General features: G+C 69.3%; 22 protein-coding genes. 16 read left to right on the plus strand and 6 right to left on the minus strand.

Translation table 11 applies throughout. The features are described 5' to 3' along the window. Nucleotides 1-7 precede the first annotated feature (7 nt). Nucleotides 8-1,183, plus strand: a complete 1,176-nt coding sequence (locus DEO23_RS01670; RefSeq protein ID WP_240613161.1) for an SLC13 family permease — start codon at nt 8-10, stop codon at nt 1,181-1,183. Between the two features lie 21 nt (nt 1,184-1,204). Here the strand turns inward: DEO23_RS01670 and DEO23_RS01675 are convergent, their stop codons facing one another. Continuing rightward, nucleotides 1,205-3,094 carry an aconitate hydratase gene (locus tag DEO23_RS01675; protein WP_240613211.1) on the minus strand — a complete coding sequence of 630 codons (1,890 nt, stop codon included), beginning with the start codon at nt 3,092-3,094 and terminating at the stop codon, nt 1,205-1,207. A 215-nt stretch (nt 3,095-3,309) separates the two neighbouring features. Between DEO23_RS01675 and DEO23_RS01680 the strand changes: the two genes are divergently transcribed. Beyond that, nucleotides 3,310-3,987 (plus strand): helix-turn-helix domain-containing protein, encoded by a 678-nt coding sequence (locus DEO23_RS01680; RefSeq protein ID WP_109274264.1) that lies wholly within the window; start codon nt 3,310-3,312, stop codon nt 3,985-3,987. Nucleotides 3,988-4,017: 30 nt separating this feature from the next. Here the strand turns inward: DEO23_RS01680 and DEO23_RS01685 are convergent, their stop codons facing one another. The 3 genes from DEO23_RS01685 to DEO23_RS01695 all read right to left on the minus strand — a co-directional run bounded on the left by DEO23_RS01685 (nt 4,018) and on the right by DEO23_RS01695 (nt 6,723). Continuing rightward, nucleotides 4,018-4,716 (minus strand): type 1 glutamine amidotransferase domain-containing protein, encoded by a 699-nt coding sequence (locus tag DEO23_RS01685; protein WP_109274265.1) that lies wholly within the window; start codon nt 4,714-4,716, stop codon nt 4,018-4,020. Beyond that, nucleotides 4,713-5,711, minus strand: a complete 999-nt coding sequence (locus DEO23_RS01690) for an NAD-dependent epimerase/dehydratase family protein (RefSeq protein WP_109274266.1) — start codon at nt 5,709-5,711, stop codon at nt 4,713-4,715. The genes DEO23_RS01685 and DEO23_RS01690 overlap by 4 nt, the downstream gene beginning before the upstream one ends. A 127-nt stretch (nt 5,712-5,838) precedes the next feature. Beyond that, a complete protein-coding gene (locus tag DEO23_RS01695; protein WP_109274267.1) occupies nt 5,839-6,723 on the minus strand; it encodes a LysR family transcriptional regulator in 885 nt (294 codons plus the stop codon). 110 nt (nt 6,724-6,833) lie between these two features. Here DEO23_RS01695 and DEO23_RS01700 point away from each other — a divergent pair, with 110 nt between their 5' ends. The 5 genes from DEO23_RS01700 (at nt 6,834) to DEO23_RS01720 (ending at nt 11,714) form a co-directional block, all read left to right on the plus strand. After that, complete coding sequence (locus DEO23_RS01700) at nt 6,834-7,802, plus strand: pseudouridine-5'-phosphate glycosidase (RefSeq protein ID WP_109274268.1); 969 nt, start codon at nt 6,834-6,836, stop codon at nt 7,800-7,802. Further along, complete coding sequence (locus DEO23_RS01705) at nt 7,802-8,686, plus strand: carbohydrate kinase family protein (protein ID WP_109274269.1); 885 nt, start codon at nt 7,802-7,804, stop codon at nt 8,684-8,686. Before DEO23_RS01700 ends, DEO23_RS01705 begins: the two co-directional genes overlap by 1 nt. Before the next feature lie 53 nt (nt 8,687-8,739). Further along, the gene (gene uriT / locus DEO23_RS01710; protein ID WP_109274270.1) at nt 8,740-10,230 is read left to right on the plus strand and encodes a uridine transporter UriT; all 1,491 of its coding nucleotides are present in this window, start codon (nt 8,740-8,742) and stop codon (nt 10,228-10,230) included. Between the two features lie 6 nt (nt 10,231-10,236). Next, nucleotides 10,237-11,232, plus strand: coding sequence for a uridine-preferring nucleoside hydrolase UriH (uriH, locus tag DEO23_RS01715; protein ID WP_109274271.1), 996 nt, complete (start codon nt 10,237-10,239; stop codon nt 11,230-11,232). Between the two features lie 140 nt (nt 11,233-11,372). Beyond that, nucleotides 11,373-11,714, plus strand: a complete 342-nt coding sequence (locus tag DEO23_RS01720; protein ID WP_420808010.1) for a TetR/AcrR family transcriptional regulator — start codon at nt 11,373-11,375, stop codon at nt 11,712-11,714. Here DEO23_RS01720 and DEO23_RS01725 read toward each other — a convergent pair. Beyond that, nucleotides 11,703-12,908, minus strand: a complete 1,206-nt coding sequence (locus DEO23_RS01725) for an ROK family transcriptional regulator (protein ID WP_109274272.1) — start codon at nt 12,906-12,908, stop codon at nt 11,703-11,705. The two genes, DEO23_RS01720 and DEO23_RS01725, sit on opposite strands and share 12 nt — an antisense overlap. 165 nt (nt 12,909-13,073) lie before the next feature. Here DEO23_RS01725 and DEO23_RS01730 point away from each other — a divergent pair, with 165 nt between their 5' ends. The 7 genes from DEO23_RS01730 (at nt 13,074) to DEO23_RS01760 (ending at nt 19,708) form a co-directional block, all read left to right on the plus strand. Then, on the plus strand, nt 13,074-14,090 hold the full coding sequence (locus DEO23_RS01730) for a Gfo/Idh/MocA family protein (protein WP_109274273.1): 1,017 nt from the start codon (nt 13,074-13,076) through the stop codon (nt 14,088-14,090). Nucleotides 14,091-14,115: 25 nt separating this feature from the next. Beyond that, nucleotides 14,116-15,456 carry a sugar ABC transporter substrate-binding protein gene (locus tag DEO23_RS01735; protein ID WP_165831691.1) on the plus strand — a complete coding sequence of 447 codons (1,341 nt, stop codon included), beginning with the start codon at nt 14,116-14,118 and terminating at the stop codon, nt 15,454-15,456. Nucleotides 15,457-15,459: 3 nt separating this feature from the next. Further along, entirely contained in the window at nt 15,460-16,374 is a 915-nt protein-coding gene (locus DEO23_RS01740) for a carbohydrate ABC transporter permease (RefSeq protein WP_109274275.1), read from the plus strand. Further along, nucleotides 16,371-17,276: a carbohydrate ABC transporter permease gene (locus DEO23_RS01745; RefSeq protein WP_109274276.1), complete on the plus strand. Its 906-nt coding sequence runs from the start codon at nt 16,371-16,373 to the stop codon at nt 17,274-17,276. The genes DEO23_RS01740 and DEO23_RS01745 overlap by 4 nt, the downstream gene beginning before the upstream one ends. Then, on the plus strand, nt 17,276-18,352 hold the full coding sequence (locus tag DEO23_RS01750) for an ABC transporter ATP-binding protein (RefSeq protein ID WP_109274277.1): 1,077 nt from the start codon (nt 17,276-17,278) through the stop codon (nt 18,350-18,352). Before DEO23_RS01745 ends, DEO23_RS01750 begins: the two co-directional genes overlap by 1 nt. Nucleotides 18,353-18,522: 170 nt before the next feature. Next, nucleotides 18,523-18,957, plus strand: a complete 435-nt coding sequence (locus DEO23_RS01755; protein ID WP_109274278.1) for an RbsD/FucU family protein — start codon at nt 18,523-18,525, stop codon at nt 18,955-18,957. A gap of 16 nt (nt 18,958-18,973) precedes the next feature. Beyond that, nucleotides 18,974-19,708, plus strand: a complete 735-nt coding sequence (locus tag DEO23_RS01760) for a glycerophosphodiester phosphodiesterase (RefSeq protein WP_109274279.1) — start codon at nt 18,974-18,976, stop codon at nt 19,706-19,708. 50 nt (nt 19,709-19,758) lie between these two features. Here the strand turns inward: DEO23_RS01760 and DEO23_RS01765 are convergent, their stop codons facing one another. After that, nucleotides 19,759-21,459, minus strand: a complete 1,701-nt coding sequence (locus DEO23_RS01765) for a C69 family dipeptidase (RefSeq protein ID WP_240613162.1) — start codon at nt 21,457-21,459, stop codon at nt 19,759-19,761. Nucleotides 21,460-21,521: 62 nt separating this feature from the next. On the opposite strand from DEO23_RS01765, the gene DEO23_RS16030 reads away from it, so the two are divergent. After that, nucleotides 21,522-21,695 (plus strand): hypothetical protein, encoded by a 174-nt coding sequence (locus tag DEO23_RS16030; protein WP_165831692.1) that lies wholly within the window; start codon nt 21,522-21,524, stop codon nt 21,693-21,695. A gap of 22 nt (nt 21,696-21,717) precedes the next feature. Continuing rightward, on the plus strand, nt 21,718-22,143 hold the full coding sequence (locus DEO23_RS01770; RefSeq protein WP_338067804.1) for a VOC family protein: 426 nt from the start codon (nt 21,718-21,720) through the stop codon (nt 22,141-22,143). The last annotated feature ends 60 nt before the right edge of the window (nt 22,144-22,203 follow it).

A 22,203-nucleotide genomic window follows, 5' to 3' on the forward strand; every position in this document is an offset into this window, starting at 1 on the left:
TCGGCTCATGCGCGGAGCGATGCGGGACCACCCGGGGGCGGTGGCCACCTCCGTCCTGGTGCTGCTCGCGGCGGTCTGCGCGGTCGGCGGGCTGCTGCCGTCGGCCGATCTCGCGGCACTGGCGGAGCGGGTGCTGCCGGTGCTCGGCTTCGTCGCCGCCATCACCGTGGTCGCCGAACTGGCGCTCGAGGCGGGGCTGCTCGACGTGATCGCCCGCGGCATCGCCGTCGCCTCCGGGGGACGCACCGTCGCCCTCTGGGCCGCCTCCTGCGCGCTCGCCGTCGTCTGCACCGCGTTCTTCTCTCTCGACACCACGGCGGTGATCATGACGCCCGTGGTGGTGCTGATGGCGCAGGGGATCGGCGCCCCGCCGATCCCCTTCGCCCTGGCCACGGTGTGGCTGGCGAACACGGCCTCGCTGCTGCTGCCGATCTCGAACCTCACGAACCTGCTGGCACGTCAGGCGATGGGCGGCGGCACTCTCGCCTTCCTCGCCCGCAGCGCCGCCCCCGCGGCGGTCGCGATCGTGGTGCCGCTGCTGATCCTCGCGCTCGTGTTCCGACGCGACCTCACCGGACGCTTCGCCGCTCCGCCCCCGCCGACGGTCGAGGACCGCACTCTGCTGCACCTCAGCGCAGTCGTCGTCCTCGTGCTGCTGCCGCTGCTGGTGGTGATCCACCAGGCGTGGATCCCGGCGACCGGCGCCGCGCTGGTGCTGCTGATCGCCGTCGCCGTGCGTCGCCCCGCCGTGATCCGCGCCCGACTGCTGCCCTGGCAGCCCCTGGCGATCGCGCTGGCCCTGTTCGTGCTGGTCGGAACGGTGCACGCCCAGGGACTGGACGCCCCGCTGCTGCGCGCGGCCGACGGCGGGACGGGTCCGCTGGGCCTGCTGCGCACCGCGGCAGCGGCGGCGGTGAGCGCGAACGTCCTGGACAACCTGCCGGCGTTCCTGCTGCTCGAGCCCGCTGCGGCCGACGACCCCCGCTCGCTGATGGCTCTGCTGATCGGGGTGAACGCGGGCGTGCTGGTGACGCCGTGGGCCTCGCTCGCGACGCTGCTGTGGCACCACCGGATCGCCGACATGGGCGTGCGGATCTCGTGGGGACGGTTCATGGCGCTCGGGGCGCTCGCCGTGGTGGTGACGGTGCCGCTCGCGACGCTCGCGCTGGCGCTCGTCGGCTGAGGGGGGCTGAGCGAGCCGGTCTCACACCTCCCGCGCGGCGAGCGGGATCCGCCCGCCTGCCAGCACCATCTCCACCTGGCGCGGCGAGAGCCGGTGGTGCACGCCGACTTCCCGGTCACCGATGCGCGCGGTCAGCGAGGTCCCGGCGGCGAGAGCCTCGTGGACCCCGTCGATCGAGACCTCGTCACCCGTCGCGATGCGGTCGTGGTCCTCGGGATCGTCGAACTCGAGGGCGAGGATCCCGAAGTTCGCGAGGTTCTGCCAGTGGATGCGCGCGAAGGACACCGCGATGACCGCGCGCAGCCCCAGGTATCGGGGCGCGATCACGGCGTGCTCGCGCGAGGAGCCCTGCCCGTAGTTCTTCCCGGCCACCACCACGTGACCGCCCTCGGCCCCGGCCGCGTTCGCGGGGTAGTCCGGGTCGATCCGGGTGAAGGTGAACTCGGAGATCTTGGGGATGTTCGAGCGGAAGGGCAGCACCCGCGAGCCGGCGGGCATGATCTCGTCGGTCGAGACGTCATCGCCCATCACCAGGATCACCGGGGCGCGCAGGTCGTCCTCGATCGGCGCGAAGTCCGGCAGGGAGGAGATGTTCGAGCCCTTCACGAGCTCCACCTCGCGTGCCTCCTCGACGGGCAGGGGCGGCATCAGCATGCGGTCGATGCGGCTGTACGTGTCCGGAAGCTGCGGACGGGGAGCGCCGATGCCGTGGCTCTCGCTCAGTGTGCGGGGGTCGGTGATCTTCCCGGTCAGGGCGGCGGCCGCCGCGGTCTCGGGGGAGCACAGCCACACCGAGTCCTCCTCGGTGCCCGAGCGGCCGGGGAAGTTGCGGGGCATGGTGCGCAGGGAGTTGCGGCCGGCCGCGGGCGCCTGCCCCATGCCGATGCAGCCCATGCAGCCGGACTGGTGGATGCGGGCGCCGGCGCCGATGAGGCTGGTCAGCCAGCCGCCGCCGACGAGATCGGCGAGCACCTCGCGGGAAGTGGGGTTCACGTCGACCGAGACGCGGGAGTCGGCCTCCTGGCCGTCGAGGATCTCGGCGAAGGCGGCGAAGTCCCGCAGCCCCGGGTTCGCCGAGGAGCCGACGACGACCTGGAAGACCTCCTCGTCCTCGACCTCGGCGACGGGCACCACGTTGCCGGGGGAGGAGGGGGCTGCGATCAGCGGCTCGAGCTCGGAGAGCTCGATGTGCTCGATGAGGTCGTACTCGGCACCCGCGTCGGCTTCGATGCGGGTGAACTCGTCGTCCCGGCCCACCGCTGCGAGGTAGTCGCGCACGGCGTCGTCGGCCGGGAAGACGGTCGCGGTCGCGCCGAGCTCGGCGCCCATGTTCGCGATCACGTGGCGGTCCATCGCGGTGAGCTGCGCGAGACCCTCGCCGTGGTACTCGATGATGCGGCCGACACCGCCGCTGACGCCGTGGCGGCGCAGCATCTCCAGCACCACGTCCTTGGCGCTGACCCAGTCCGGCAGCTCCCCGGTGAGCTCGACGCCCCAGATCCTCGGCATCGAGACGTAGAGGGGCTGGCCAGCCATCGCCATCGCGATCTCGAGGCCGCCCACGCCGATCGCCAGCATGCCCAGGGCGCCGGCGGCGCAGGTGTGCGAGTCCGAGCCGATCAGGGTCGCGCCCGGGCGGCCGAAGTGCGCCTGGTGGACGGGGTGGGAGACGCCGTTGCCGGCCTTGGAGAACCACAGGCCGAAGCGTTGCGCGGCCGACTGCAGGAACAGGTGGTCCTCGGGGTTCTTCTCGTCGGTCTGCAGCAGGTTGTGGTCGACGTACTGGACGGACAGCTCGGTGCGGATCCGGTCCAGGCCCATGGCCTCGAGCTCGAGCATCACCATGGTGCCGGTCGCGTCCTGGGTGAGGGTCTGGTCGACCTTCAGCCCGATCTCGCTGCCCTGCTCCATCTCGCCCTCGACGAGGTGGTCGGCGATGAGCTTGTGCGCGACAGTGCGTGCGGGCGGGTCGGTGGGTGCGGATGAGGTCGCCACGGTGCTGTCCTCCTGGGTGCGACGCGCCGCCGGGTCCGGCGGCGGACCTGGTCCCAGCGTAGGACGGTTCGGCGGCGGCTGGGGTTGGTCGGGCACTGGCGGTTCCGGCCCGACGGGGGCAGGCTCGGGGCATGGGAACCGAGGAGACGTCGCGCCGTTTGCGCGTCCTGGTGGCCGGGGCGAACGGATATCTGGGCCGTCACCTGGTGACGGAGTTCGCCGCCCGCGGGCACGAGGTGCGCTGCCTGGTGCGTCGCCCGGAGGCGCTCTCTCAGCCGGGGCGCGGGGGAGCGCCGCCGCTCGCGGGCCTCGAGCTCGATGTGCGCACCGGGGCCGCCGATGGGGTCGATGGGGCTCGTGAGCCCGGCGAGGTGCGGGAGCGGCTCGAGGAGATCGTCGAGCGGTTCGAGGTGACCGTGGGGCTCTCGGACCCGGCGCCGCTCGCCGAGTTCCGCACCGCGCGCGAGCAGGCGCGGATCGCCGGCGAGCGGGGCACGGGGCTCGTGCGCTTCGCGGACGTCACCGCGGGCAGCGTGCTGACGGCCCTCGGCGCCGAGGGACCGGTGATCGCCCGCGCCGCCCTGGACCCCCTGATCCGGCACGACGTGGAGCACGGCACTGACCTGCTGGGGACGCTGCGGACCTGGCTCGCCCAGGACGCCCAGCTGCACCAGACGGCCGAGGCGCTCGGCATCCACCGCCACACCATGCGCGCACGGATCCAGCAGATCGAGCGTGTGCTGGGCCGCGACCTGCGCAGCTTCGAGGCCCGCGCCGAGGTGTGGGCGGCGCTGCGGGCGCTGGGCTGAGCAGCGCCCGGCCGCTCAGTGCCCGGGCGGTCAGCGGCCCAGCATCTCGATCGCGCGGTCGGCGAGCCGCTGGGAGCTCTGCGGGTTCTGGCCGGTCAGCAGGGCGCGGTCCTCGACCACGTGGGGGAGCAGAGGCAGGCCCGCCGAGAAGCGCGCCCCCTTCTCCTTCAGGCGCGTCTCGAGCCACCACTTGGCCTTCCACGCGAAGGGGTTCACGCGCTCCTCGGTGTTGGACAGACCCGTCATCCGGTAGCCGGCGAAGGGCCAGGCACCGTCGGCACCCTTGGCGGCGAGCATCGCCGCAGGCGCGTGGCACAGCAGCGCGAGCGGCTTGCCCGCCTCCAGGCGCCGGGTCAGGATCTGCCCGTCGGCCGCGTCGTAGGCGAGGTCCTCCATCGGCCCGTGCCCACCGGAGTAGAACAGCAGGTCGAAGTCGTCGGGATCGACCTCGTGGAGGTCCGCGGGAGCATCGAGCACGAACTGCAGGCTCGCGAGCCTCTCGGCGATGCGCCGCGTGGTCCGCGGCAGACCGCCGGAGACGCCGAGGCTGAGCTGGTCGATCGTGGGCTTCACGCCGCCCGGGGTGGCGACGGTGACGTCGTAGCCCTGGTCGCGGAATGCCTCGTAGGGGGTCACGAACTCCTCGGCCCAGACGCCCGAGGGGTGCTCGGTGCCGTCCTTCAGCGTCCAGTGGTCGGCGCCGGAGAGCACCATCAGAACGGAGGTCATCGCGTCGTCTCCTCACGATCGGGGGATGCGGTATCGGTCGATGCGGTGTCGGTGTACGAGCCCTCGGCGGAGGACTCGGCGGCGAGTATCCCCAGACCCTCGCGGTACGTCGTCACGTGGAAGTCGGGGAAGGCCTCGGTGAACGTCGTCGAGATGAACAGGTTGTCGACCGCGTAGCGGGGGAGGAGCTCACGCATCTCGCGCATCGGCTTGCTGGCGAGCGATCCGAGCGTGAACTGCCACTTCGGCATGATCGCGTAGCGCAGCTCCCGGCCCCACGCCTCGGCCGCCAGATCGGTGATCAGGGCCTTGTAGGTGGGGTAGCCGGGGTCGACCGGCAGGTGCCAGGTCTGGCCGTAGGCCGACGGGGTGTTGCCGATGCGGGCCATCGCGCGGCTCGCATCGGGCGTCCAGATCAGGGAGCGGCGGGTGTCGTCGGCCAGCGGCACGCGAGGGGTCTTCCCGGCGGCGATGCGCTCGAAGACCAGCGAGTTCGTGAAGGACTGGGTCTTGCCGGGACCGTAGAACTCGGGGGCGCGGCAGATCACCGCCTCGACCGTCTTCTGGTCCATGGCCTCCAGCAGCATCTCGGCGATGCGGGCCCGCACCACCGCCTTGCGGCCGACGGGCTCGAAGGTCGTCTGCTCCGTCTGCGGCTCGGCGTTCTTGGGATACATGTAGGTGTTGTCGAAGAACACCAGCCGTGCCCCGTGGGTGGCGCAGGCGTCGATGACGTTGCGCATCATCGTGGGCAGTTGCTGCTCCCACAGGCCCGAGTCCGGCGGCAGACCGGCGGTGAAGTAGACGATCTCGCTGCCCTCGACCGCGTGGGCGGTCTGCCCGGCATCCAGCAGGTCCGCCGGGCGGGTCTCGTCGGTCTCGTGCAGGGCCTCGGGGTGCCTGCTGACGAGCCGCAGGTCCGTGGTGAACTCGTCGTGGAGGGCGTGGGCGAGCTCCGTCCCGATCTGCCCGCTCGCTCCGAGGATGGTCTGCACGAGGGCTCCTTCCGATCGCCGACGCGTGAGGTCGAGCGTAGGCAGTGGTGACGTGGGTGTCGAGGGGCGGGGTTGGGGGACCCGGCCCCGGCAGGGATCGCCGCCAGCGACTTTTACCGAGTCCTCGTCACCCCTCCTGGTGGGCCCGGACGACAGCCTTCACCTCGTCGAGCATTCGTCCTACCCCGGGGGCGAGCGGGGTGCGATGGATTGCCTGCAGCGGGAGCCGCGCCGACGGGGTGAGCGGGGCGGCGGAGAGGTTCGTGGAGGCATCACGCGCGTAGTCGGCCGGTACCAGCGTGAATGACTCACCGGAGCGGAGCCGGTAGGAGTACGCGCCGGAGAGCTCGGAGTCGGCCGGGGCGAGCTCCGGGTCCAGACCGTGTCGTCGGCAGACCTCGAGGATCGCATCGAAGTAGACCGGGTTCTGCTCGCGAGGCCACAGCAGGAGGGAGCGCCTCTGGAGATCGCTCAGGTGCACAGGCCTCTCGGGATCGAGGACGCCGCTCGCGGTGAGCGCGAAGATCTCGTCGTCACCGAGTCGTGACCTGCGCAGACCGCCCCGTGGACGGAGGTAATGGCCGATGCCGACATCGGCCTGCCCGGAGTGGACCTGGGATTCGACGCCACCTGTGTCGACCTTGAGGATCTCGATGTCGAGCCCGTCCTCCGCGTTTTCCCGTCGGGCCATCAGCTCGGGGACGATGCGATTGAGGATGCTGGGCGTCACCGCCAGGCGCACCGACTCCGGTGCGCCCCGTGCCGCCTCCTGCAGGCGCGTCGTGCTGGTCAGGATCTCGAGCGCCCAGGGGAGGGCCGCGCTGCCCGCGCTGGTGAGACGACTGCCGCCGCGGGAGCGGGCGATCAGCTGCACGCCCAGCGCACGCTCGAGGCCGCGCAAATCAGCGCTCACGGTGGGCTGGGAGAGGTGCAGCTGGTCGGCAGCCCTGCCGAAGTGACCGGTACGGGCAACCGCCGAGAACACCTCGACCTGTCGCAGGGTGACTCGCATAGAAAGAGCCTATGGCGCGATCGGCTTTCGGCTGTGGTTCCTGACGCTGGGCGGACCTAGCGTCGAAGCATCGAGCACCGAAGCCGAGCACCTCGATCGAAGGAGATCCCATGAGCCCGTTCCTCACCGTGTCCGCCGAGGTCGCCGAGGCCGTCCGCGAGGGCCTCCCTGTCGTCGCCCTCGAATCCACGATCTTCACCCACGGTCTGCCGCGACCGCGGAACGTCGAGGTCGCCGAGGAGGCCGAGCGGATCGTACGGGATGCCGGGGCGGTGCCCGCGACCATCGGCGTCCACCGCGGGCGTCCGGTGGTAGGCCTGACCATGGAGCAGATCACCGAGCTCGCCCACGACGACGACGTCCTCAAGGCGGGGATCCGTGAGCTCCCGCTGGGAGCCGTCAACGGACGCAACGCGGGCACGACCATCGCCGCGACCTCCCAGCTCGCTCACTCGGCGGGGATCTCCGTCTTCGCCACCGGCGGTCTCGGGGGAGTGCACCAGGGCGCGGAGACCACCTTCGACGAGTCCGCCGACCTCGTCGCCCTCTCCCGGAACCCGGTGGTGATGGTGAGCTCCGGGGCCAAGGCGGTGCTGGACGTCCACGCCACCCTCGAGCGCTTCGAGACGCTGAGCGTTCCTGTCGTCGGCTACCGCACCACGACCTACCCGGGCTTCTACGTTCGCGAATCCGGGTTCCGGATCGCTCATCAGCTCGACAGTCCGGAGGAGATCGCGAGCGTCTTCGCCGCACAGCGGGCGCTCGAGATGACATCGGCGCTGCTGGTCGCGAACCCTGTCCCGGCCGACGAGCAGCTCGACCCCGCATTGCTGCAGGGCGTCATCGAGAAGGCGTGGGCGGCGGTCGAGGACCAGTCGGTCGAGGGCCAGCAGGTCACGCCCTTCCTTCTCGACTTCATCCGCCGCGAGACCGGTGGGGCGAGCCTGGACGCGAACGTCGCCCTCTACCGCAGCAACGTGAGCCTGGCCGCGGAGGTCGCCCGCGAGATCTCACGGGGGAGCGCGACCTCGGACGTGATGTCGGGCGCCGCGATGACGTCGGGTGGAGGGACGGCCTGATGCTCGCCGTGATCGGTGACGTCGTCCAGGACGTCGTGGTGTGGATGCAGGAACCGATGCGTCCGGCGACCGACACGGAGTCCGACATCTCGATGAGTCGCGGAGGATCGGCGGCGAACGTCGCGGCCTTCGCGGCCGCCCGGCACCCCACCCGCTTCATCGGCTGCGTGGGCGAGGACATCGGCGGCCACGTGGTCACCCAGGAGCTGGCCTTCCGCAACGTCGACGTGCACATGCAGATGCGCGGCACGACCGGGATGATCGTCGTGCTCATCGACGCCCGGGGTGAGCGGATGATGTTCCCCTCCCGTGGGGCCTCGGGGATGATCGAGAAGGTCTCCGAGGAAGCGCTCCGTGACGTCGACATGCTGCACATGACGGCCTACTCGCTGCAGGGCGAACCCTCGGCGGGGAGCGTCCTGGATGCGGCACGGCGGGTGAAGGCGCAGGGCGGGAAGATCTCCTTCGACATCTCCTCGACCGGGATGATCGACCTGTTCGGCGTGGAGCGCTTCCGCGCGGTCCTCCGCGACCTCGCCCCGGACGTGATCACGGCGAACGCTGACGAGACGGCGCTCGTCGGACTGGCGACCCCCGAGGGTGCGGGGATCCTGATGGGTGAGCTGCCGGAGACGGTGCTGCTGGCACGCGCCGGAACCGAGCCGACCCGCATCTTCCACGGGCGCGACCTGATCGCGGAAGTCCCCGTGGTACCGCTCGAGGACGTGCGCGATATGACCGGCGCAGGGGATGCCTTCAACGCCGGGTTCCTGACCACCCGGCTCGAAGGCGCGGACCTCGTGACCTCTGTCGAGGCCGCGCACACGCTCGCGCGAAGCGTCCTGCGATGCCCCGGGGCGACCGAGGAGCCCTCGGCGGCCTGAGACCTCATCCGCGCAGGAACCGACCATCACCGTCGATGGAGAGGTGAGACATCATGTCCACAGCAGACCAGCGCCCGCACGGGAAAGCGGGCCCTCGGAGCGTCGGAAGCATCGTCGGCCTGATGATCGCGCTGCTCGCAGCGATCTTCGCCTTCCAGCTCAACGCCTCCATGCTCTCCCCGGTGCTCGTGACCATGGAGCACGATCTGGGGAGCACGGCGGCGCAGATCGGGCTCACCCAGACCGCGTTCTTCGCCGCCGCGGCGCTCTTCTCCCTCTTCCTTCCACGATGGGGCGACCTCGTGGGCCGCCGACGCATCATGCTCGGTATGCTCGCCGTCACCGCCGTCGGCTGCGCGATCTCCGCGCTCGCCCCGAACATCGCTGTGCTGGGCGTGGGCCGCGTGGTGCAGGGCGTCTCCGGTCCGATCGTTCCGATGGCGCTGATCATGTTGCATGTACAGGTGCCGGATCGTCGTCGTTACGCCTCGCTGATGGCCGTGCTCACCGCGGTGAACGGTGGGATCGCCGGGGTCGATGCCCTGCTGGGCGGATGGCTCGCCGGAACGTTCGGGTTCCGGGCCGTCTTCTGGACGATGGCGCTGGTCGCCCTGATCGCCTTCGCAGGAGTGTGGTGGGCCTGTGTCGAGTCCCGATCGGCTCGCACGGTCCCGATGGACTGGAAGGGCGTGATCGCCCTCGTGGTCGTCCTCGCGAGTCTGTACTTCGCGTTCGACCAGGCAGGAAGGCTGGGCGAGGCGAACTGGGGGATCGTCGGCGGGCTCGTCCTGATCGGCATCGGCGCCTTCTGGGTGTTCTGGCGGATCGAAGCGCACCGCGAGCACCCGCTGGTCTCCACCCACTACATGCGTCAGCGGCGTACCTGGGCCCTGCTGCTCACCACCCTGCTCACGATGACCGGTGTGTTCGCCGTGATGAACGGACTGATCCCGAACCTCGCACAGGACGTGAAGGCGGGTCCCGGCATCGGTGCCGCCGGAGTCTCCTGGTGGACCTTGACGCCCTACGCCATCGCAGGACTCGTGATGGGGCCCGTGGCCGGCCAGCTCGCCGCACGTCTGGGGTTCCGGGTCGTCCTCCAATGCGGCCTCGTGCTGACCGTGATCGGACTTCTCGCCGCGGTGCTCGTCGCCGGTGACCCGCTGCCGATCCTCCTGCTGGTGCTCTCAGTCGTGATCGGCGTGACCTACGCCGGCACCTGCAACATCATGCTGAACGGACTGGGGATCGTCCTCAGCCCGGCCGACAACCAGGGATACCTGCCCGGTATGAACTCAGGTGCCTTCAACCTCGGTGCCGGGCTGAGCTACGCGATCCTGTTCGCCGTCCAGAGCGGGGCCGCATCGGCGCTCGGGATCACGGCCGGATATCGTGCCGGGACGGCGGCAGGGGCGGTTCTTCTGCTGCTCGCGCTCGGAACCTCGTTCCTCATCCCCAAGCCCGAGAATGTTCCTGACGCAGCCGCAGACAGCCCGGACACCGAGCCGACGAACCAGACCACGGTCGTCGGCGTGAAGGAGTGATCGCCCATGCCCGACCCGCAGACGACGACACGGCGTGTGGAGCAGGCAGCTCCTCGGCCCGACGGACCCCGCAGGATCATCCTGGACTGCGACCCCGGGCACGACGACGCCGTGGCGATCATGCTCGCCCTGGCGTCGCCGGCGATCGAGCTGCTCGGGATCACGACCGTCGGCGGGAACCAGACCGTCCAGAAGATCACCCGCAACGCCCAGAGCGTGCTCGAGATGTGCGGTCGCCAGGACGTGCCCGTGCACCGGGGGAGCGCCCGGCCGCTGCTGCGGGACGTGCACGTCGCCGGGGACATCCACGGCGAGAGCGGGCTGGACGGGGTCGAGCTGCCCGCGCCGACCGTGCCCGTGGCCGACGCCCGCGCCGTCCAGTACATCGCCGACACCGTCATGGCCGCCGAGCCCGGTGAGATCACGCTGGTCGCGACGGGGCCGCTGACGAATCTCGCCCTCGCTGCCCGGCTCGAGCCGGAGATCATCGAGCGGGTGCGCGAGGTCGTGATCATGGGCGGCGGGTACCACGAGGGCAACGTCAGCCCGGTCGCGGAGTTCAACATCTGGGCCGACCCGGAGGCCGCCGCGATCGTCGTCGACGCCGGTTGGGAGCTGACGATGGTGGGCCTCGACCTCACCCACCAGGCCCTTGCCACGGCCGACGTCGAGGAGCAGGTGCGGGCGATCGGCACCGACCTCGCGGAGTTCTTCCTGGGCCTGATGGGGTTCTTCCGCCGCACCTACCAGGAGGTCCAGGGGTTCGACGACCCGCCCGTGCACGACCCCTGCACGATCGCCTACCTGATCGACCCGTCGGTGGTGCGCACCCGGCGGGCGCCGCTGCACGTCGAGACCAGCGGCGACCTCACCCGCGGGATGACGGTCGCCGACCTGCGACCGGGCGCCGACCTCGAGGGCTGCCGCACCCAGGTCGCCACCGAGCTCGACCGCGACGCGTTCTGGGGCATGGTCGTGGAGGCCATCCGCGTGCTGGGGTGACGGGCGGGCAGTCTCCGTACACTGGCCCGGTGCCCAGTAACTCCCCGAACAGCCACGACGAGTCCGTCATCGGAAGGCGCCCCGGCTCCTACGCCAAGGGCGTGGCGCGTCGGCAGGAAATCCTGGACCGGGCCCTCGAGGTGTTTCAGGAACGTGGGGACCAGAGCACGTCGTTGCGCAGGATCGCCGAGAGCATCGGCGTCTCCCACGCAACCCTCCTGCATTTTTTCGACTCCGGGGAGCAGCTGCTGCTGGCGGTTTACGAGCATGCCGAAAGTCAGCGGGAGACCGCTGGTGCCAAAGGGCCTGTCGCCGTCATCGTCGATGCCGCGACGAGGAACGTACGTGTGTGCCCGGCACGGTCTACCTGGAGTCGACCCTCCTCTAAAGGAGGTCGGGTGTATGGGCAAGAGGGGTCTTTGGGGTGGGTCCACGGGACGGCAGGTGGTGGTGCACGTCATGCGATGAAATCAGGAGGGTGAGCGGGGTAGGGGGCGAGGCCCGGCAGCAGGAGGGAAGCGGGTGGACAGCACGAGTCCCGCGGCGCCGAGCAGCGTTGACCTGTCGTCGTCCGCGACCATCGTGATCTCCGGCAGCGGTCGCTGCCCCGGGAGCAGGCGCGCGAGCGCGGCGCCCAGACGCTGTTCGGTCGCACGTCCGCCTGCTCCGAGATCGCCATGGATGAGATACCTGTGCACGCCGAGGATCTGCTCGACATCCGCCATGCCCTGGGCGATGTTGCCGACGTACTCGTCCAGAAGTCGCGCTGCGCAGGGGTCATCGGCGCTCCTGCGCACGAGCTCTGCGCAGGTGATCCGATCCGGAGCCTCGAGCCCCTCCGCGGCTGCTCGACGCCTCAGCCACGGAAGCGTCGCGAGGGTCTCCCAGCAGCCGTTGCGGCCGCAGACGCACCGTTCCCCATTGATGTCGATGACGATGTGCCCGATCTCGCCGCCCGCTCCCTGGTGGCCGCGGAGCACGAGGTCGTCATGGACGAACCCGATGCCGAGAACCTCGCCCGTGTGGAGGGCCGCGAAGTTCGAGAGCTCCTTGCCTTCGCCGAACCAGAGGTCGCCGATGGCCTGAACCCGCGGGTGATGATCGACCACGACCTCAGCTCCGAGCTCTTCGCGCAGTCGATCCGCGAGGTCGAGGTCCGAAAGGTGCGGCTGCCGGAACACCTCGAGGATGACTCCGTGATCGGTATCCACCATCCCCGCCGCGGCCACACCGATCCCCAGCAGTGCTGTCCCGGCGAAGAACTCCGCGCAGTGCTCGATGAGTCGCTCGCCGATCGCCCCGTCGTTCGGGTCGAGGTCGGCGCGGGCCTCCCGGACGACCATGCCGTCCATGCGGAGGATCGCGGTGCGCACTCCGTCCCCGGAGACATAGACGGCACCGATGAGGTGCACGTCCCCGAACCACAGTGGCCGGGCCGGCTTCCCGCTGCGGCGGCGCGCGCCATCCGGGCAGGCATCGCGGCGCGCCGAGTGCTCCACGAGCATCCCGGAATCGAGCAGTGGCTGGGCGATGGTGGTCACGGTGGCGCGGCTGACTCCCATGCGCGTGGACAGAGCGGCGCGGCTCTGGGGGCCGTCGCGATAGAGCAGACGGATCAGCCGGGCGCGATTGGCGCTACCGACGTCGGCGGCTGTCAGCACCTGCTCGGCGTTCATCTGCCCATCCTCTCGTCTGCTGGGGCTCGCGTGTGCCCAACCCGGGCTGATACGGGATCGCCGCGTCGATGCCAACTCATGTCGAGAAGGGGGTAGACGTGAGCGCGAAGTGTTTGTAGTGTCCTACAACATTCCAGCCGGTGCGGACCAGGAGAGCGTTCAGATATGAAGACCATTCGAGTCGTGATCGTGGGCGGCGGGATCCGGGGGCGAATCTTCGCGCGCACCACCCAGGACCATGCGGGAGCCGAGATCGCGGCGATCTGCGAACCGAACCCGCAGCGTGCGCTCGAACTGGCCGCCGAATTCGGCGCCCCCGTGGTGGACGGCATCGACGACGCCATCGCCCGGGGGATCGAGGCGGATGCCGCCGTGATCGCGACACCCGACGTGGCGCACAGGGCCCCGGCGCTCGCGGCGATCGCAGCGGGATGGGACATCCTCGTGGAGAAGCCTCTGGCCGCCACGAGCGAGGATGCGTCGATGATCCTCGAGGTGGCTCGGGCGAACGGGCGGCGCGTCGTCGTCGGCTTCGAGAACCGCTGGAATCCTCTCTTCGCGAGCGTTCGTTCGCAGCTGCAGAACGACGGACACCGGGTGATCTCCCAGCGGGCCCTCCTGCAGGACACCGTGTTCGTCCCGACCGAGATGCTCCGGTGGGCGGCGAGCTCGAGCCCGGCCTGGTTCCTGATGCCGCACTCGCTCGATATGGCGGTCTGGCTCTCCGGGGCGCGTCCGATCGAGGTCTTCGCGCGGGGCGTGAAGCGGCTGCTCCCGAGTCTGGGCATCGACACCTATGACCGGGTCTCGGCGAGCTTCGCGATGTCCGACGGCTCGATCCTGGACCTCGACTCGGGGTGGGTGCAGCCGCTCGGCAAGCCCTCCGTCTTCGAGTTCCGCTTCGAGATCGAGACCGAGGGCGATGCCTATGTCCTGGACATCGACGACACGGGAGCGCGCCGCACCTCCGCCCAGAGCACGAGGGCTTTCGCCCCCTCCGACACAGACCACAGGGGGAGACCCCAGGGTGCGCCCGTCGAGATGATGCGCGATTTCCTCGATGCCGAGGCCGGGGAGGACCTCGACCTCCCTGACGGCGAGCAGGGCGTACTGATCACTCGAGCCATCGAGGCGGTGCACCGGTCGCTCGCGACCGGGACCGTCGAACCCATCCCGTCCTGACCTCTGTGAAAGGTCGATGAGCACCATGGCTGTACATACCCTGACACGCCGCAGCGCCGTGCTGGGAGGCAGTGCCGGCATCGGCGCTCTCGGCCTCGCCGGCTGCGTGAGCCCGACGTCTGACCGCGCCACAGGAGCTGACAGGCGAGGATCCTCGCGAGCGCTTGCTCCGGACGGCTCTTCGCTCGAGGGGACCGAGATCTCGATCCTCGACGACAACACCAACAGTGTCTTCAAGAACGGCCTGATCCAGCGCTTCCAGGACCAGACCGGGATCGTTGTGAAGAACTACGAGATGGCGAACTTCAACGACCTTCACGACCGGTTCGCCACGAGCTTCGCGGCACAGGACTCGTCGGTGGATGTCGTGATGACCTGGGCGGGATGGTCAGCCGAGTTCGGGCAGGCGGGTTGGCTTCAGGAGCTGGCCCCCGAGGCGATTCCACAGGACCTCATCCGTCCCGCGCTGGACGCCGTCTCGTGGGATGGGAGCGTCTACGGGCTGCCGAAGTTCGCGAGCGTCCAGACGATGTTCTGGAACAGGGGACACTTCGCCGATGCTGGGTTGGAGCCCGACGCCGCGCCGCAGTCCTGGGACGAGTTCGTGACCGCGGCCAAGGCCGTCACCACTGACGATCGGTACGGGTTCTGCTGCGACATGGGCAATCCGGCGGGCGCTTACCAGAACTTCCTTCGAGCACTCCTGCTGGCCGGGGGCGAGCTCTACGACAAGGACTGGACCCCGAAGCTCGACAGCGAGGCGGCCGTCGAAGGGCTCACGAAGATGGTGGAGCTGCTGCAGGTCCACAAGGTCATGGATCCCTCCTCGCTGCAGATCACCAACGCCTCCGATCTCATCGACGTCTTCGCCAAGGGCAACACCTCCATCGTCTTCAACTGGCCGTTCCAATGGGCATCGGCGGTCGCGAAAGGTGCGGAGACCACGGCCCAGACAACAGGCAATGCTCTGATCCCCGGCATCAGCGTCCGCTCGGCTTCCATCGATGGGTCCGAGGGGTACGCCATCAGCACGTTCTCTTCGAACAAGCAGGCAGCACTGAGATGGCTCCAGTTCGCGGCAGGCGCTGAGGCGCAGACCCGGATCGTCGACGACGAGGGCTGGTTCCCGGTCTCGAAGACGGTGCTCGATGCGCCCGAGACCACGAAGACCCTGCCGGTGGTGACCAGCTACAAGGAGTCCACCGACTACGTGACGAAGCGATATGGAACCCCCTGGTCCAACGAGCTCGACCAGCTGCTGTCTGCGCATGTGTTCGCGGCGATGAGCCAGAAGGAGAAGCCGTCGGACGCTTTGAAGGCCGCGCAGCGGGAGCTCCTCCCCGTCGTCGAGAAGTATCTGGGCTGACTCATGGCACATGCACGACTGACCGCCGCCGAGCGCGGGGACAGGCGCTTCGCCGTCCTCGCCTCCGCACCCGCCGTCCTCACGATCGCAGCTCTGTTCATCTATCCGCTCCTGTATGCGGTCCTGCTGTCTCTCTACCAGCTCAACGACAAGATGCCGAAGGCCACGAAGTACGTCGGCCTCGGCAACTATGCGCAGCTGCTGTCAGACCCGGACTTCACCGATGCGCTCGTGCGAACGCTCGTCTTCTGCCTCTTCACGGTGCTGGGAGGCGTCGCGATCGCCGTGGGCATCGCCGTACTTCTGCAGCCGGCCTTCCGCGGTCGGAATCTCGCTCGGGTGCTGCTCCTGGTCCCCTGGGCGGTGCCGCCCGTGGTCAACGGCATCATGTGGAAGCTCGTCTTCGACGGCAGCTACGGCGTGGCCAACGCCGTTCTCCGGGAACTCGGGATCATCGACCATCCCATCCAGTGGCTCGCCGACCCCACGCTGACGATGGGTGTGCTCATCATGTCCGAGATCTGGAAGCTGACGCCCTTCCTCGCGCTCATGACCATTGCCTCGATGCAGGCGATTCCCTCCAACATCTACCGAGCCGCCGAGATCGACGGGGCGGGGCCCTGGAGCAGGTTCTGGCGTGTGACCCTGCCGAACCTCCGCGGCACGATCATGTTCCTTCTGATCGTCCAGTCCATGTGGTCGATCAAGGTGTTCGACACGATCTACGTCCTCACCGGTGGTTCCGGGGGGCCCGCGAAGGCGACGACGACCCTCAACTTCCAGGCGTACCTGACGACTTTCAGCTACCTGGACCGTGGCTACGGCGCCGCACAGTCGATCTCGATCATGGTGATCGTCATCGTGGTGACGCTGCTGTGGGTCCTGATCCTCGGACGGAAGGGGAAGGCCGCATCATGAGCTCCGTAACCGCGACCAGAGCAAGCGAGGTCGGTGCCCCCGAACACGTCGCCGACCGCTCCTCACGCAGGAACCCGAGGCGTCGGGCCGCCGCGACCGTTGTCCATCGAGCAGTCGTCGTGCTGCTGATGCTGTATCTGACCGTCCCCTTCGCGTGGATGCTCGTCTACAGCCTGTATCCGGGGCAGAACATGCGCGGCCAGCACATGGACTTCACCCCGGGCGATCTCACGCTCGGGAGCTACGCACGACTGCTCTCGGACAGCACGTTCACCGTTCCGATCCGCAACTCCCTCATCGTCGCCGCGGCGACGACCGTGCTGTGCATGGCCCTCGGCTCCCTGTGCGCGTACGTGTTCGCGCGCTTCCGGTTCCGCGGTCAGCGCGTCCTTCTGCTGTCGATGATGGCCGTGCAGGCGATCCCCGCGATCGTGCTCGCGGTCCCTCTGTTCGTGCTTCTGCGCGCCTTCGGTCTCTACGACTCCCTGGTAGGGATGGTGCTGACCTACACGGCGTTCATCCTGCCGCTCGTCATCTGGATGATGGTGAGCTTCTTCGAGTCCATCCCCGTGAACCTCGAGAAGGCAGCGAGGGTCGATGGATGCACGCGTCTGGGGATCGTCCGCCGTGTCGTGCTGCCGCTGTCCGGCCCCGGATTCGCCGCCACGGCGATCTTCGCCTTCATCACCGCATGGAGCGATTTCTTCCTCGCCAAGGTCCTCACGTCGAACAGCAGCCCGATGCTCTCCGTGCGCACGGCCTCGTTCCAGGGCATCTTCGCGATGGACTACACCGCCGCCGCGACCGCAGGCGTGATCACGGCGCTGCCGGTCCTGATCCTGGCGCTGGTCGCCCAGAAGTGGATCGTCCAAGGAATCACCGAAGGAGCAGTGAAGGGCTGATGGCTGAGATCCGACTGGAGGGCGTGAGCAAGAAGTACTCGCCCAAGGACAGCACCTATGCTGTCGAGCACCTGACGTACACCATCCCCGACGGGGACTTCGTCTCGCTCCTGGGGCCATCAGGGTGCGGGAAGTCGACCACCCTGAACATGATCGCGGGGCTCGAATCCGTCACCGACGGCTCCATCATCGTGGACGGCAGCGCCGTCGAGGACCTGGAGCCGCACAAGCGCGACCTGGCGTTCGTGTTCCAGGACTATGCGCTCTACCCGCATCTCTCCGTGGCCGACAACATCGCCTTCGGGCTGAAGATGCGCCGCATGCCGAAAGCGGAGATCCGACGCCGAGTGAAGGACGCCGCTGAGCGCCTGGAGCTCGAAGGTCTTCTGCGACGCAAGCCCAAAGCGCTCTCGGGCGGCCAGCGCCAGCGCGTCGCCCTGGCTCGGGCGATCGCCCGTCGGCCCGGCGTACTCCTGTTCGACGAGCCGCTCTCGAATCTTGATGCGCTGCTGCGGGACCGGACGCGGGCCGAGCTCAAGATGCTGCACGCGGACATCGGTTCGACCAGCGTCTATGTGACACATGACCAGGAGGAGGCGATGAGTCTGTCGGACCGGATCGCAGTGATGAGCAAGGGGCGCCTCGAGCAGTACGGCACCCCGAGCGATATTTACCTCCGACCGGCAACGGAGTTCGTCGCAGGGTTCGTGGGCAAGCCGCGTATGAACATCCTCGACGGCGACGTCGTCGAACGCGGTCGAGTGAGGCTGCGAGGGACGCGCGTTGTCGTCGACGCAGGTACGAACCTGGGGGATCGCACGCACGTCCGATTGGGCCTGCGGCCCGCAGAGTGCTCGCTGAGCACGGTGAGTGAGGCGGACGCCGATGGCACTGTCGTCGTCGCCGAGCCGCTCGGGAACGCGACTGACATCCTCGTGCGTATCGGCGGGGACAACTTCATCGTCCGCGCCGCGGGCTTCTCGGACCTGCGCCCCGGGGACCCGGTGCGGATCGACGCCGCTGGGGTCGCGGTCCATTTGTTTGATGCTGAGACGGGCGACCGGATCAGTGAGTAATCGATGGGACAGGAGACGACCGGGAGGCGTTCTGGGGCATGGTCGTGGAGGCCATCCGCGTGCTGGGGTGAGGGGGCGCCGGGGCCGAACGTGACCGGCGCGGGGCCCGTCCTGCAGGGGCCGCCGTCGATACACTCCCCGGGACGCAACCCCCACCGAAGGACGCAACGATGCTCACCGGAATCGACCCCCTGCTCAGCGGCGAGCTGCTGCGGATCCTCGACCACATGGGGCACGACGACACCCTGCTCGTGGCAGACGCGCACTACCCCTCCTGCCGCTCGGGCGCTCCGGTGATCGACCTGCCGGTGACCTCCCCGGAGGCCGTGCGCGCGATCCGCACCGTGCTCCCGCTGGACCTCTACGCAGGCCCGTCGGTCACCCTGATGACGCCCGAGCCCGGCACGGGCGAGGAGGTCCAGGCGCAGCTGACCGAGGCCGTCGCCGCACCCGATCAGGACCGCATCGAGTTCATCGACCGCTTCCCCTTCTACGAGCGCGCCGAGAAGATCTTCGCCGTGGTGCGCACGGCCGAGGTGCGCAAGTACGGCTGCATCATGATCCGCAAGGGCGTGGTCGGCGACGAGGAAGGCCCCGAGGCCTGAGGGCCGCGAGAACGCCATGAGCGACATGCTGATCGTGGGCCACCGCGGCGCGATGGCCCACGCACCCGAGAACAGCCTCGAGTCCTACGCGCTCGCCGAGCAGGCGGGCGTCGACGAGATCGAGCTCGACGTGCGCCTGAGCGCCGACGAGCAGCTCTTCCTCCTGCATGACGCCACCCTCGATCGCGTCGCCGGCGACGACTCCGCCCGCGAGCTGGGGCCGGTCGCCGATCTGACGCTCGCGCAGCTGCAGTCCGTGGTGCTCGACTCCGGGCGCGGCGTCGTCACCCTCGCCGAGATGTACGACGCCACCAGCACCGGCATCCAGCTCGAGATCAAGGCACCCGAGACCGTCCCCTATCTCGCGCGGTTCTTCGCCGAGCGCCCCGCCGATGCCGAACGCACATTCCTGATGAGCTTCAAGGAAGACACTCTGCGTGAGGCCGCGGAGCTGATGCCGCAGGTGGCCCGCGGCATCATCCGCAAGGACCTCGCCACCGCCAACGCCTTCGAGGGCGGCTGGCGCGGCCTCGTCGATCGCGCCCGGGCGCAGCGCCTCGCCGTGGGCCTCCTGGGACTCACGGAGCAGGACTCCGCGGAGATCCGCGGGGAGGGCCTCGAGCTGCACGTGTGGCCGATGCAGTCGCTCGAGGACATGCGCGACGCGGTGCGTCTGCAGGCCGACGGCACCACCTCCGACGACCCGGCCCTCGCCCTGCAGTGGCGCCGCGAGGTGGTGGGAACGGAGTAGTCAGCCCGCCGCGGGATCGATCCCTGCGGCGTGGTGGTGCCTACGCGCGCTCACCCGTCGGACCGCGAGAACCGGTTGGTCATCAGGTTGCTCGTCGTGTGCAGGACGGACGCCAGCAGGGTGTCGGTCTGTTCACGGATCTGCTCGGCGATCCGCGTGTTCGTCGCTGCGAGGCGCGCCGAGACGTCGCTGTCGGCAGGAGCCTTGCCTGCCCCGGAGCCGTCGCCGTCGGCCATGCCGCCGCCGGCCGATCCGACCTCCTGATCGGCCGCATGCACCGCCGCGCGGCCGAGGGCCTGCGTGGCGAGCTGGTACTTCTCGATCTCAGGGATCACCTCGGAGAAGTGCGCGTCGGCCAGTGTCGCGATCAGGCGCGATGTCCAGTAGAAGCTGTCGGTGTCCACGCGCGCGGTGGTCGTCGAGAGATAGGCGGGCGCTTCGCCGACGTTCGTGAACATCGGGATCAGCGTGTTGAACGGGTTCGAGGCGAAGCAGACCCACTGCAGGCCGCGGGAGGCCTCGGGCCGGTCAGGACGAACCTGCAGGATCGCCAGCGCGTTGTGGCGGTTGATGCCGATGGGCCGGAACGCGCGGCGCTCGGCGTCGGTGCCGCGCGGGGAGTACGGGTCGAACACCGTGCCCTGGTAGTGCGAGCTCAGCACGTCCTTGACGTCCTCGACGGTGAGGCGGCGCTCCGGCCGGCGGCTCCACGGCAGATCGTCGGAGTCAGGGTTGCTGTGGCGGCCGGGCCCGTCCCAGTCCTCGCTGGTGGGGTTGAGCATGCGCTGCATGGACCAGGCGCGGGGCGTGTTGTAGACGTGGTCGTGATCCGAGTGCGAGCCGAACGCCTCACGCGGATTGAAGGTACGGCCGACGGTGCTCGTCGTCCCCGTCGCGTCCGCGGTGGTATCGGCGGCCTGGTCCGTCCCCGCCACGGCGGAGAACCCCGCCCCCGCGCCGGCGCGCAGCGTGAGGTCGAGGTGGTGGGTCTCGAGGAACTCGCGCAGGTCGGGGCTCGCCAGGTGGTCGCGGCCCTCGCCCTCGGCGTCCTCGAGGTCGAAGAAGTCGATGCCCAGCTGGTTCGGCATCGTCACGTAATGGTCCTCGGGCACGCGCTTGGCGATCCAGTGGTGACCGCCGACGGTCTCGAGCCACCAGGCGTCCTGCGCATCGGAGAAGGCGATCCCGTTCATCTCGTAGGTGCCGTGCTCGGCGAGCAGCGCGCCCAGGCGCTCGACGCCCTCGCGGGCGGAGCGGATGTAGGGGAGGACCAGCGTCACGAAGTCCTCCTCGCCGAAGCCACCCGCTTGCTCCGGCCGATGGTCGGCCTCACCGCCGGTGCCCGATCCCGGGATGTGCTCGACGAGAGGGTCGGCGCCGAGCACGCGGGCGTTGGTCGTCAGCGTCTCGGTCGCGCTCATCGCAACGTTCGCGGCGTTGATGCCCGCGCAGCCCCAGATGCCCTCGTCGGGCAGCGCGTTGGGGATCGAGGTGTAGCGCAGCGGGTCGCCCGGCAGCTCGATCGTGCGCCGGCCGATCACGCTCGTGTAGGTGCGCGGCTGGTCCTCGGGGTGCACCACGACCACGCGCTTGGGGTCGAAGTTCCCGTTCGAGGAGTCCTCGGTGCGGGCGATGATCGGGGAGCCGTCGGCGCTGGCGGCGCGGCCGACGAGCAGCGTGGTGCAGGGCATGAGGGTCTCCTCGGCGTGGGGCGCGATGGCGGCCCGGTGCGGGTCCGCGTGCTCTGCCACGGTAGTACGGGAGGGAGAGGTAAGCCGGTGCGTCGATCGGGATCAGGGCGTAGCGTTCGCGTATGAGCCGCACGCCTCGCACCGAGCTGGATGAGTCAACGCCCCGCGCTCTCGCGCGGGCGGATTCCGGCGCTCTTCGGGTCCGCTCCGAGCACGGTGTGCCGCAGATCAGCACCCCGATTCGCGACTGGAGCACCGAGGAGATGCTCGAGGACATGCGCGGAGACCGCTTCTGATCGGTATGAGCATCCCGGCGGTATGACCCAGCAGGCCGCCACCATGGACACCGCCGACGGTCCGTGCTTCGCTCACGGCATGGACATCGCACATCAGGTGGTCGTGTTCGACGCAGCGGAGCTCGAACCCGAGAGCACGTTCTGGGCAGGAGTCCTCGAGGGCGAGGTGGACGTCGAGGACGACTGGCACATGATCACGGTCGACGGAGCACCCAAGGTCGGCGTGCAGCTCGCGCCCGACCACGTCGCCCCCGACTGGCCCGAGGAATCCCGCCCGCAGCAGATCCACCTCGACCTCTACGTGCACGACTTCCCCACGGCCCACGAGAAGGTGATGGCGCTGGGAGCGCGCGTGCTCAAGGAGGCGAAGGACGCGACCCCGAACGCCGACTTCCAGGTCTACGCCGACCCGGCCGGGCATCCGTTCTGCCTGTGCATCATCACCTGACCGGCGGCGGCTCAGGGAGGGTCCACTGGAACCTGTATGGGCTTCCGGGCGCTGGATAGT

Origin of the sequence: Brachybacterium endophyticum, from assembly GCF_003130585.1 — a bacterium.
In the GTDB taxonomy this organism is placed as follows: Bacteria; Actinomycetota; Actinomycetes; order Actinomycetales; family Dermabacteraceae; genus Brachybacterium; species Brachybacterium endophyticum.